This window comes from Actinoallomurus oryzae (assembly GCF_039541955.1).
In the GTDB taxonomy this organism is placed as follows: domain Bacteria; phylum Actinomycetota; class Actinomycetes; order Streptosporangiales; family Streptosporangiaceae; genus Actinoallomurus; species Actinoallomurus oryzae.
This window is the reverse complement of the sequence record NZ_BAABHF010000017.1, coordinates 301907-312642: the sequence shown is the minus strand read 5'-3', so window position 1 is coordinate 312642 and position 10736 is coordinate 301907. Positions and strand designations below refer to the sequence as shown.

Genomic DNA, 10736 nt, shown 5'->3' with positions numbered 1-10736 from the left:
GCTTCACTCATGATCAACTGGGTCCCCTCACCCGACCCAGACGTTAAAACTCAAGCTAGGGCGCGTCTCGAAGCCCCGCTGTCCTACTACGCGGCGTCCAGACGCCGCCCCGCCGCGTTGTCGTCGGTCGCCGGCCAAACCCGGGCTGACTCCCTCCTCCGCCTTGCGACGCGACGCCTGGACGCCGCTCGCTACGGACGGGGACTTTGAGACACGCCCCAGCGCCTGTCTCGAAGTCGCCGCTCAGCGGGACGGCGGGGCGTTGAGGCATGCCCGGGGAGACCGTCTCACTGTTCGCGGCGGCGGGCGCGGTAGGCGGCGACGTTGGTGCGGTTCGCGCAGGCGTCGGAGCAGAACCTCCGTCGCCCGCCGCGCGAGTCGTCGGCGTAGACGTGGTCGCAGCCGGCGGCGGCACAGACCCCGATCCGGTCGATGCCGTGGTCGCAGACCAGCTCCGAGAGGTTCATCAGCGTGGTCGCGCGGAACCGGTGCGCCAGCTCGACCTGCGGCGGCGCGTAGTGCAGGTGCAGGCCGCGCTCGTCGTGGTCGGCGAGGTGGGGGTGCATGGGCACGTCCGCGAGCAGGGCGTTCAGCAGCTCCACCGCCCGGTCCAGCGTCTCCGCCTCGAAGACCGCCCGGAGCGTACGTGCCCAGGGGCGCAGGCGCGCCGCGGTGTCCGGGGTGAAGTCCGCCACGAAGAAGCCGTGGTCCGCCAGCACGCCGCGCAGCGCGTCGTCGGTGCCGGCCCCCTCAGCACTCGTCACGGCGTTGACCAGAGCGGCCGCGGCGCCGACGCCGTGACTTTTGTAGCCGGTGACCCGCATCGCCCCATCCTGCCCGACGATCGAGGTGTAAGCGTTATCATCATATTAATCATTACAGCGATCGCATTGGCGGAATCCGGTGACCGAGTGCCCTGTCTGTGCCTGGCCTGAGTCCGAGCCGTACGAGGTCCTCTCCCGGCACGCCACCTCCGAGGGCCTGGTGACCTACACGCGGTGCGCCTGCGGTGAGGTGCGCGTCAGCCTCCTGCGCTACGGCGTCGCCGAGACCCTTCGTCCGGGGCGCTGACGCGGCGCGACGTCGCCGGAACCGGCCCGATGTCACCCCCGGTGCCCCACCCATGGCACGCTAGGGCGTGTCTCGAAGTCCCCGTCCGTGGCGAGCGGTGCGCGGTAGGACAGCGGCGCTTTGAGACGGGCCCTAGGAGCACCGCGAGAAGGGGTGGACAGTGCGACGTTGGCATGGCCTCGACGACGTGCCCGCAGACTGGGGCAGGTCGGTCGTCACCATCGGCGTTTTCGACGGTGTGCACCGCGGGCACCAGCGGCTCGTCGACCGCACCGCGGAGCTCGCCCGCGAGCTGGGCTCGCCCGCCGTGGTGATCACGTTCGATCCGCATCCCGACGAGGTCGTACGGCCGGGGACGCATCCGCCGCTGCTGTGCACACCGAAGCGGCGCGCCGAAATCCTCGGTGAGCTGGGCGCGGACGCGGTGATGGTGCTGCCCTTCACCCTCGAGCTGTCCCGCATGGGCCCGGACGAGTTCGTCCAGTCGGTCCTGGTCGACCGGTTGCACGCCGTCCGCGTCGTGGTGGGGGAGGACTTCCGGTTCGGGCACAAGGCCAAGGGCGACGTCGCGCTGCTCCAGGAGCTGGGCGGCAAGTACGACTTCGAGGCCGAGGGAGTGCCGCTCGTCGCCGACGGCCGGCCGATCTCCTCGACCCTGGTCCGCGAGCACCTCGCCGAGGGCGACGTCGAGGGCGCCACGCGGCTGCTGGGCCGCCCGCACCGTGTGGAGGGCATCGTCGTACGCGGGGCGCAGCGCGGCCGTGACCTCGGGTTTCCCACCGCCAACCTGGAGAGCCTGCCGCACACCGCCATCCCGCGCGACGGCGTCTACGCCGGCTACCTCAACTGCCCCGGCTACGCCGAGCTGCAGGGCGACCGGTCCGCGGGCCATCCGGACGCCCGCTGGCCGGCCGCGATCTCCATCGGCGTCAACCCGACGTTCGAGGGCGGCGAGCGCACCGTCGAGGCGTACGCCCTCGACCGCGACGATCTCGACCTGTACGGCGCGCACGTCGGCGTCGACTTCACCGCGCGGCTGCGCGACACCCTCAAGTTCGACACGGTCGAGGCGCTGATCGAGCAGATGCGCCGCGACGTCGACCGGGCTCGCGAACTCACCCGCGAGTAGGGCCGGTTCACGGGAACACTCCGCCATGACAGGGTGTTCAATCGTTAACGGGCCTCCAGGTTTCACGTGGTACCGTGATTTGCCGCTGGGAAGTGACCGGCAGTAGTCGGCTGCCCGCGCGGGGCGTGAACGCCCACCCACTCGGATGACTGTGGGTACGCATGGTTTCCGAGTGTTTCGACTTGATATCGGCGTACCCGCTAGAGAAGGAGAGCCGTGTCGCTCGACACCGCCGCCAAAAAGAAGATCATGGAAGAGTACGCCACGTCCGAAGGCGACACCGGGTCGCCCGAGGTCCAGGTGGCCGTGCTCACCAAGCGCATCAATGAGCTCACCGAGCACCTGAAGACCCACAAGCACGACCACCACTCCCGTCGTGGTCTGCTGCTGATGGTCGGCCGGCGCCGTCGCCTTCTGCAGTACCTGCAGAAGAAGGACATCAACCGCTACCGTCAGCTCATCGAGCGGCTCGGCCTTCGCCGATAGCGGTCAGAGGGAGCGGCCTCCGCCGCTCCCTCTCTTCGTATTCGTACAACTGAAGGAGCCCGTGACCGCCGCCCCGCGTGCGTCGGGGGCCGGTCCTCGGTAGTGGCCATCGGAACCGGGCGGATCCGACGGCTTCGATCGAAGACCGGCACCTCTCCACAGAGAGTCGCACCACCGGGGAACCGGAGGCGGGCCTCCACTGATTCCCAAGGAGGGTTCACATCGTGGAAGGTGTGAAGATCGCCGAAGCCGTTATCGACAACGGCGCTTTCGGCCAACGCACGGTCCGATTCGAAACCGGGCGGCTCGCCCGCCAGGCGGCCGGTTCCGCCGTCGTCTACCTCGACGACGACACCATGGTCCTGTCCGCCACCACCGCGTCCAAGAAGCCGAAGGACAACCTCGACTTCTTCCCGCTCACGGTCGACGTCGAGGAGCGGATGTACGCCGCCGGGCGCATCCCCGGCTCGTTCTTCCGCCGCGAGGGCCGGCCGAGCGAGGACGCGATCCTCACCTGCCGGCTGATCGACCGGCCGCTGCGCCCGTCGTTCAAGAAGGGCCTGCGCAACGAGATCCAGGTCGTCGAGACGATCCTGGCACTCAACCCCGAGCACCTGTACGACGTCGTCGCGATCAATGCCGCGTCGATGTCCACGCAACTCGCGGGCCTGCCGTTCTCCGGCCCGATCGGCGGCGTGCGCGTCGCCCTGATCGAGGGCCAGTGGGTGGCCTTTCCGACGCACACCGAGCTGGAACGCGCGACCTTCGACATGGTCGTGGCCGGCCGGGTGCTCGAGGACGGCGACGTCGCGATCATGATGGTCGAGGCCGAGTCGACCCCGCGCACGCTGGGCCTGGTCGCCGACGGCGCCGCCGCCCCGACCGAGGAGGCCGTGGCCGAGGGCCTCGAGGCCGCCAAGCCGTTCATCAAGGTGCTCTGCCAGGCGCAGAGCCAGCTCGCCTCCCAGGCGGCCAAGGAGACGGCCGACTACCCGATCTTCCTGGACTACCAGGACGACGTGTTCGCCGCCGTCGAGGCCGCCGTACGCTCCGAGCTCGCCCAGGCGCTGACCATCGCGGCCAAGCAGGAGCGCGAGAGCGAGCTCGACCGGGTCAAGGCGCTCGCCGTCGAGAAGGTCGGCCCCGACTTCGAGGAGCGCGAGAAGGAGATCAGCGCCGCGTTCCGCGCGCTGACCAAGAAGCTCGTGCGCGAGCGGGTCATCTCCGAGAAGATCCGCATCGACGGCCGCGGGGTCAAGGACATCCGCCAGCTCACCGCCGAGGTCGGCGTGGTGCCGCGGGTGCACGGCTCGGCGCTGTTCGAGCGCGGCGAGACCCAGATCCTCGGCGTGACGACGCTGAACATGCTCCGCATGGAGCAGATGATCGACACGCTCAACCCCGAGCGCACCAAGCGCTACATGCACAACTACAACTTCCCGCCGTACTCCACCGGTGAGACCGGCCGCGTCGGCTCGCCGAAGCGCCGCGAGATCGGCCACGGCGCGCTCGCCGAGCGGGCGCTGATCCCGGTGCTGCCGACGCGCGAGGAGTTCCCGTACGCCATCCGGCAGGTGTCGGAGGCCGTCGGCTCCAACGGCTCCACCTCGATGGGCTCGGTCTGCGCCAGCACGATGTCGCTGCTGTCCGCGGGCGTGCCGCTGAAGCAGATGGTGGCCGGCATCGCCATGGGCCTCATCGGCGAGGGCGACGAGTACGTCACGCTGACCGACATCCTCGGCGCCGAGGACGCGTTCGGCGACATGGACTTCAAGGTCGCCGGCACCCGTGACCTGATCACGGCGCTCCAGCTCGACACCAAGCTCGACGGCATCCCGGCCAGCGTCCTGGCCGGCGCGCTCAAGCAGGCCAAGGGCGCCCGCCTCGCCATCCTCGACGTGATGCAGGAGGCCATCGAGGCCCCCGGCGAGATGAGCCCGAACGCTCCGCGCATCATCACGATCAAGGTCCCGGTGGACAAGATCGGCGAGGTCATCGGCCCCAAGGGCAAGATGATCAACTCCATCCAGGACGACACGGGCGCCGAGATCACCATCGAGGACGACGGCACGATCTACGTCGGCGCCACCGACGGCCCGTCCGCGGAGGCGGCGCGGCAGGCGATCAACTCGATCGCCAACCCGCACATGCCGGAGGTCGGCGAGCGCTACCTCGGCACGGTCGTCAAGACCACGACGTTCGGCGCGTTCGTGTCGCTGCTGCCCGGCAAGGACGGCCTGCTGCACATCTCCCAGATCCGCAAGCTGCACGGCGGCGCCCGGATCGAGAACATCGACGACGTCATCAAGGTCGGTGAGAAGGTCCAGGTCGAGGTCACCGAGATCGACTCCCGCGGCAAGCTGTCGCTGGTGCCGGTCGAGGTGATCGAGCAGGAGGCGGCGGCCGCGGGCGAGGGCGGCTCGGACGCCCCGGATGCCGAGTCCTCGGGCGACGGTCAGCCGCAGGAGCGGCGCGAGAGCCGCAGCGACGGCGAGCGTCCGCGCCGCCGGCGCACCCGCAGTGGCGGCAGCCGTGGCGAGAGCCGCGGGGACGGCAGCGACCGCAACTCATGACGATCACCGCGCGCGAGCAGGAGCCCGGCTCGACGCACACCGTCCACCCCGGCACCGACGGTGCCGGGGTGGTGCGGCGTACCGTCCTGCCGGGCGGCCTGCGCATCGTCACCGAGACGATGCCGACCGTCCGTTCGGTCGCCTTCGGCATCTGGGCGGGTGTCGGGTCACGCGACGAGTCGCCCGAAGAGGCCGGCGCGTCGCACTTCCTGGAGCACCTGCTGTTCAAGGGCACGCCAAAGCGCACCGCGCTGGAGATGTCGTCGCTGATGGACGCGGTGGGCGGTGAGATGAACGCCTTCACCGCCAAGGAGTACACCTGCTACTACGCGCGGGTGCTCGACTCCGACCTGCCGCTCGCCATCGACGTCGTCTCCGACATGGTCACCTCGTCGCTGATCGAGGATCAGGACGTCGAGGCCGAACGCGGGGTGATCCTCGAAGAGATCGCCATGCACGACGACGACCCGACGGACGCGGTGCACGACGAGTTCGCCGCGGCGCTGTTCGGCGACGTGCCGCTCGGCCGCCCGATCCTCGGCACCGTCGAGTCGATCAGTGGCCTGCCCCGTGAGCGCATCGCCGCGTACTACCGGGGACGTTACGTCGCGCCGAACCTCGTCGTCGCCGCGGCCGGCAACCTCGACCACGACGAGGTCGTCCGCCTGGTGTCGGAGGCGTTCGCTTCCCGCCTGGGCGACGTCGGCCGCGGGCCGAACCCACCGCGCACCGAGGGGCCGGGCGCCGCGACCAACCCCGGCGTCCAATCGATCGACCGGCCGACCGAGCAGGCCAACCTGATCCTCGGCACGGTCGGCATCACCCGTACGGACGAGCGTCGCTTCGCCCTGGGCGTGCTGAACGCCGCCCTGGGCGGCGGGATGTCGTCGCGTCTGTTCCAGGAGATCCGGGAGAAGCGCGGGCTGGCGTACTCCGTGTACAGCTACAACTCCCAGTACGCGGACACGGGCACGTTCGGCGTGTACGCGGGCTGCCTCCCGGCCAAGGTGGACGAGGTCCTGGCCATCTGCCGCGACGAGGTCGCCAAGGTGGCCGCCGAGGGCATCACCGAGGACGAGCTGGAGCGCGGCAAGGGACAGCTGCGCGGCTCCTTCGTCCTCGGCCTGGAGGACACCGGGTCGCGGATGAGCCGCATCGGCAAGAGCGAGCTCGTGTACGAGAGCCTGCTGTCGGTCGATGATATCCTCGGCCGGATCGAGGCGGTGACGCTCGACGACGTCCGCGCGATCGGCGCGGAGGTCCTCGGCCGCCCGATGACACTGACCGTCATCGGTCCGTTCGGAGACCGCGACTTCACGCTGTGAGCCGGGCCGCCGCAAAGCGCCCGCCGTCCCATCGTGACAGGGAAGCCAGTCCGGGCTCGGCCGACGACCCGACGGCAACGCGTCGAGGCGCCCTCTGGGGCGCCGCTTGACGACGCACCGCCGGACACTCGCCGGCCGAGCCGGGCCGCTCCCATCGCCCTCGCTGGGCAGGCCTCGTGCCTTGCCCAGCGAGGGCGAACGCGTCTCGACCGCGCCCACGGTACGTGCCGATGCGGCGCCTGGTGGCGTTCCTCGGAGCGGGAGTGCAGGTCGGGGCGATGGGGTACGGCGGCCCGGTCGTCCGCCGACGGGATGTTCGTCGTTGTTTCCGGATCGGCGGAGACGCGGTCGTGGGCGATAGGCTCGGCGCTGCGCCAGAACGAGCGAGAGGGAACAGATGATCAAGGTCGGGGTGCTGGGTGCGCGCGGGCGTGTGGGTGCCGAGCTGTGCCGGGCGGTCGAGGCGGCGGAGGATCTGGAACTCGTGGCCGCCGTGGACGTCGGCGACGCGCGGGATCCGCTCGTGTCCGCGGAGGTCGCCATCGACTTCACGCATCCCGATGCGGTCATGGACAACCTGCGCTGGTGCGTCGAGCACGGCGTGCACACCGTCGTGGGAACGACCGGGTTCGACGAGGGCAGGCTCGACACCGTGCGTGGCTGGCTCGCCGCCCACCCCGGGGTCAACTCGCTGATCGCCCCCAACTTCGCCGTCGGTGCGGTGCTGATGATGCACTTCGCCCAGAAGGCCGCCCCGTTCTTCGACTCGGTGGAGATCGTCGAGCTGCACCATCCGAACAAGGCCGACGCGCCCAGCGGCACCGCCCGCCGTACCGCCGAACTCGCGAACGCCGCACGTGAGAAGGCCGGCGTCGGACGCTCGCCGGACGCGACCACGACCGCCCTCGACGGAGCCCGCGGCGCCGACGTCGGGGGCGTCCGTGTGCACGCCGTACGCCTCGCCGGCCTGATCGCACACCAGGAGGTGCTGCTCGGCGGCCACGGCGAGACCCTGACGATCCGCCACGACTCGCTGAGCCGCGAGTCGTTCAGCCCGGGAGTGCTCCTGGGCGTCCGCCGCGTCGGCGAACTTCCGGGACTCACCGTCGGCCTGGAGTCCCTGCTGGGCCTCGGCTGACCGTACGAAGGCGATGCTCGACCCGCTGGTTCTTCCAGATCGTGGGTCAGTGCTGCTCCGCGGACGTTCGTAACAGGGTCACGCTGCCCGTTTGTCGACCGCCGCGTCCACCAGGGTGGCGGCGGTGGTGAGGGAGAGCCCGTCCAGGTGCTCGCCCGCCGCGCCCGCCCGAGCCACGGCCCCGTCGTAGAGCATGACCAACTGCCTGGCCAGAGTGTCGGGATCGAGGGCGCCCGCGCGCTCGGCCTCGTCGCGGAAGAAGTCGCGCATGCGGTCCTTGGCCGCGGAGGCCGCGCGGCTCGCTGGATGGTCGACGTCCTTCAGCTCGACCTGCACGGCCAGGAACGGGCAACCGCGGTAGCCGGGTTGCGCGGCGGCCTCCTCCAGCCGCTCGAAGACGTACAGAATGCGCTCGCGCGGCCGGTCGGGGCTGTCGGGCGACGGTAGAAAGCGGTCGAGCAGGCTCGGCGTGCGGTGCTTCAGGGCCGCGGTCAGCAGCTCGTCCTTGCTCGCGAACAGCTCGTACATCGAGCGCTTGGAGACGCCCGCGGCCTTCGCGAGCGCCTGGATCCCGACGGAGGTCCCCTCCCGGTAGAAGAGCGTGGCCGCGGCGTCGAGCAGGCGAGCGCGGGTTGCCTCTCCCGGAACTGTCCGGGCGCCGGTCCGTGATGCGGTCATGTGACTGAGATTACTGCGCTGCGTTCGACATCTAAAACCGATCGGTTTACAGTCAGGAGCTAGGAAACCGATCGGTTTTATACGCCGTGTCGACGCGACACGCCCCGAGCCCATTCCAGGTGGAGGTCACCTCATGAACGTTCACGACTCCGTCGCACTGGTCACTGGAGGGAACCGCGGCCTCGGTGACCGCTTCGTCCGCGCCCTGCTGGAGAACGGCGCGAGAAAGGTCTATGCGGCCGCCCGGGATCCGAGGCGGGTGACCGCTGAGGGTGCGGTCCCCATCGCCTTGGATGTGACCGACCCGGACTCCGTGCGTGCCGCGGCCCGGCAGGCTCAGGACGTCACCGTGCTGATCAACAACGCGGGCTCCAACACCGGCGCCTCTGTCATGGAGGGCGACTTCGCGGACTTTCGCCGGGAGTACGAAACTCACGTGCTCGGCACGCTCGGCGTGACGCGAGAGTTCGCGCCGGTGCTCGCCCGCAACGGCGGGGGCCAGGTCCTCAACGTGCTGTCCGTGCTGTCCTGGCACACGTTCCCGGGCGCCGCCGCCTACTCCGCGGCCAAGTCGGCCGCCTGGTCGGTGACCAATGCCCTGCGACTGGCACTGCGGCCCCAGGGCACTACGGTGAGCGCACTCCACGTCGGCTACATGGACACGGACATGACCCGCATGCTCGACGTCCCGAAGACGGATCCGGCCGACATCGCCCGGATCGCCCTGAAGGCCCTGGAGGAGGGCCGTGAGGAGATCGTCGCCGACGAGGTGAGCAGGCAGATCAAGACAGGCCTGTCAGGGGACCTGGAGCTGCTCTACCCGCAGCTCGCGTCGCGCTGAGCGGCGACGGGCCCCTCCGTGCTCGACGGCGGTCCCGTGCGGAGCGCCTGTGTCGGCAGCGTGGCCCCTCCATGAGCTTTCGCGGGGCGGTATTAGGGCTACGGGCGGCATGCGCGACGCGTCGCCGGCTGTGTCGCCCGGCCGAAGCCGGGCGACACGGGCCGATGGCTAACGCTCGTCGAGTTTCGTCACCACGACCTTGAGCGTGGTGGCCAGCTCCTTCAGGATCTCGCCGTGGTCTCGCAGGGTCGTCTTGATCTCGCTGAGGTCCCGGCTGTGCTCTTTGAGCGTCTGGCCGTGTTCCTTGAGTGTTTCGCCGTGTTCCTTGAGTGTTTCGCCGTGCTCCTTGAGTGTTTCGCCGTGTTCCTTCAGCATCCGGCCGTGCTCCTTCAGCATCCGGCCGTGCTCGGTGAGCATCGTGTCGTGGCGCTGGAGGGTGGCGCTTTGCTCCTTCAAGGTCTCCCGGATCTCGTGCGTGTCCACGGCGAGGTCGACGACGTCTCGCCGGAGTGACGCGGTCTCCTGGCGAAGGAGGATCACGTCGGCCTGGAGCCTTCTGGCCGTGGAGTCCGGGAGGGGAAGCGACGTGACGATGTCCTTGACGGTGTCCTCCACGGTCGAGACACGCTCCTCGAGTGAGGGTGACGCGAGCATTATCGACTCCCAGTGATGGTCGGGGTTTAGGTGCCCTTAAACATACGGAGAGCGATGAGATGATCGCAATCTGTATTCGGAAAGTCAGTGGGCCAGACGGGTGGCCAGATCCGCCACCAGGGTGTGCACCGACTCACCGGAGCCGTACTGCAGGTAGCGCCGCACCCGTCCGAGCGTGTCGACCCGCGACCCCAGGCCGAGGCCGGCGCGCATGTGCAGCGGGCCGGACCGGCCGGGCGGCCCCAGCCACCACATCGCCTCGCGCGTGTGGTGGCGGAGCACCTCGCCCGCGTACGCTCCGGCCAGCACGGCGAGGTCGCCGTCGGAGAAGTCCGTGTCCACGTCGCCGGGAAGCAGTCCCTGGACGCGGCGGCGTTCCTCCAGCGCGTCGTCGAGCAGCACGAGTGAGTCGATCGATCCGTCGAGCCCGTGCTCGGCGGCGAAGCTCGCGGCGTTCGCGGCCTGCAACGAGTCGAGGTCCGGCGACCCGTCGTGCAGGTTCGGGTACCGCGCCGGGCGCCCCGCCGCCGGGCGCGGCCCGGAGGGGCCGAGGGTCATCGCCGCGATGTCGCGTTCGCGCAGGAACCGCAGCACGCTCGACGGCGGCTCTCCGGCGCTGTGCAACAGGATCGTGCAGCGCTGCCCCTGCCCTTCGAGCCGCTCCGCGTGCGCGCGGACGTGGGCCAGCTTGATCAGGAGCTGTACGTGGTCGAGCGCCTCGCGCTCCGGTGGCCAGTCCTCCGACAGGATCCAAAGGCCCTGGTCGCCGCCGGGCTCTCCCGTCACGAGGTCGACGTTTTCAAGGTCGGCGAGGCCCAAAGGGTGCACTCCGTAAGGGGGG

The 10736-nt window shown here is 69.9% G+C and carries 11 protein-coding genes; 7 read left to right on the top strand and 4 right to left on the bottom strand.

What is annotated here, in order from left to right; genetic code table 11:
* Positions 1 to 287 precede the first annotated feature (287 nt).
* Positions 288 to 824 carry a CGNR zinc finger domain-containing protein gene (locus ABEA10_RS14330; RefSeq protein ID WP_345463063.1) on the bottom strand — a complete coding sequence of 179 codons (537 nt, stop codon included), beginning with the start codon at positions 822 to 824 and terminating at the stop codon, positions 288 to 290.
* Positions 825 to 903: 79 nt separating this feature from the next.
* On the opposite strand from ABEA10_RS14330, the gene ABEA10_RS14325 reads away from it, so the two are divergent.
* The 6 genes from ABEA10_RS14325 to dapB all read left to right on the top strand — a co-directional run bounded on the left by ABEA10_RS14325 (position 904) and on the right by dapB (position 7722).
* Entirely contained in the window at positions 904 to 1071 is a 168-nt protein-coding gene (locus ABEA10_RS14325; protein ID WP_329256779.1) for a hypothetical protein, read from the top strand.
* Between the two features lie 160 nt (positions 1072 to 1231).
* Entirely contained in the window at positions 1232 to 2200 is a 969-nt protein-coding gene (locus tag ABEA10_RS14320) for a bifunctional riboflavin kinase/FAD synthetase (RefSeq protein WP_345463061.1), read from the top strand.
* 216 nt (positions 2201 to 2416) lie between these two features.
* A complete protein-coding gene (rpsO, locus tag ABEA10_RS14315; protein WP_285580821.1) occupies positions 2417 to 2686 on the top strand; it encodes a 30S ribosomal protein S15 in 270 nt (89 codons plus the stop codon).
* A 224-nt stretch (positions 2687 to 2910) separates the two neighbouring features.
* Positions 2911 to 5259 carry a polyribonucleotide nucleotidyltransferase gene (locus tag ABEA10_RS14310; RefSeq protein WP_345463057.1) on the top strand — a complete coding sequence of 783 codons (2349 nt, stop codon included), beginning with the start codon at positions 2911 to 2913 and terminating at the stop codon, positions 5257 to 5259.
* Positions 5256 to 6584 carry a M16 family metallopeptidase gene (locus ABEA10_RS14305; protein WP_345463054.1) on the top strand — a complete coding sequence of 443 codons (1329 nt, stop codon included), beginning with the start codon at positions 5256 to 5258 and terminating at the stop codon, positions 6582 to 6584. The genes ABEA10_RS14310 and ABEA10_RS14305 overlap by 4 nt, the downstream gene beginning before the upstream one ends.
* Before the next feature lie 397 nt (positions 6585 to 6981).
* Positions 6982 to 7722 (top strand): 4-hydroxy-tetrahydrodipicolinate reductase, encoded by a 741-nt coding sequence (gene dapB / locus ABEA10_RS14300; RefSeq protein ID WP_345463051.1) that lies wholly within the window; start codon positions 6982 to 6984, stop codon positions 7720 to 7722.
* 78 nt (positions 7723 to 7800) lie between these two features.
* On the opposite strand, the gene ABEA10_RS14295 is transcribed toward dapB, so the two are convergent.
* Positions 7801 to 8400, bottom strand: coding sequence for a TetR/AcrR family transcriptional regulator (locus ABEA10_RS14295; RefSeq protein ID WP_345463048.1), 600 nt, complete (start codon positions 8398 to 8400; stop codon positions 7801 to 7803).
* A 133-nt stretch (positions 8401 to 8533) separates the two neighbouring features.
* On the opposite strand from ABEA10_RS14295, the gene ABEA10_RS14290 reads away from it, so the two are divergent.
* Positions 8534 to 9241: an SDR family oxidoreductase gene (locus ABEA10_RS14290; RefSeq protein WP_345463045.1), complete on the top strand. Its 708-nt coding sequence runs from the start codon at positions 8534 to 8536 to the stop codon at positions 9239 to 9241.
* Between the two features lie 168 nt (positions 9242 to 9409).
* Here ABEA10_RS14290 and ABEA10_RS14285 read toward each other — a convergent pair whose 3' ends face one another.
* Both ABEA10_RS14285 and ABEA10_RS14280 read right to left on the bottom strand, forming a co-directional pair.
* On the bottom strand, positions 9410 to 9895 hold the full coding sequence (locus tag ABEA10_RS14285; RefSeq protein ID WP_345463042.1) for a hypothetical protein: 486 nt from the start codon (positions 9893 to 9895) through the stop codon (positions 9410 to 9412).
* 84 nt (positions 9896 to 9979) lie between these two features.
* Positions 9980 to 10723 carry a hypothetical protein gene (locus tag ABEA10_RS14280; RefSeq protein ID WP_345463039.1) on the bottom strand — a complete coding sequence of 248 codons (744 nt, stop codon included), beginning with the start codon at positions 10721 to 10723 and terminating at the stop codon, positions 9980 to 9982.
* Positions 10724 to 10736: the final 13 nt, after the last annotated feature.

Coding starts and splice junctions, on each gene's coding strand:
- ABEA10_RS14330 (WP_345463063.1), bottom strand. CDS start 824: ATGCGGGTCACCGGCTACAAAAGTCACGGCGTCGGCGCCGCGGCCGCT.
- ABEA10_RS14305 (WP_345463054.1), top strand. CDS start 5,256: ATGACGATCACCGCGCGCGAGCAGGAGCCCGGCTCGACGCACACCGTC.
- dapB (WP_345463051.1), top strand. CDS start 6,982: ATGATCAAGGTCGGGGTGCTGGGTGCGCGCGGGCGTGTGGGTGCCGAG.
- ABEA10_RS14295 (WP_345463048.1), bottom strand. CDS start 8,400: ATGACCGCATCACGGACCGGCGCCCGGACAGTTCCGGGAGAGGCAACC.
- ABEA10_RS14290 (WP_345463045.1), top strand. CDS start 8,534: ATGAACGTTCACGACTCCGTCGCACTGGTCACTGGAGGGAACCGCGGC.
- ABEA10_RS14285 (WP_345463042.1), bottom strand. CDS start 9,895: ATGCTCGCGTCACCCTCACTCGAGGAGCGTGTCTCGACCGTGGAGGAC.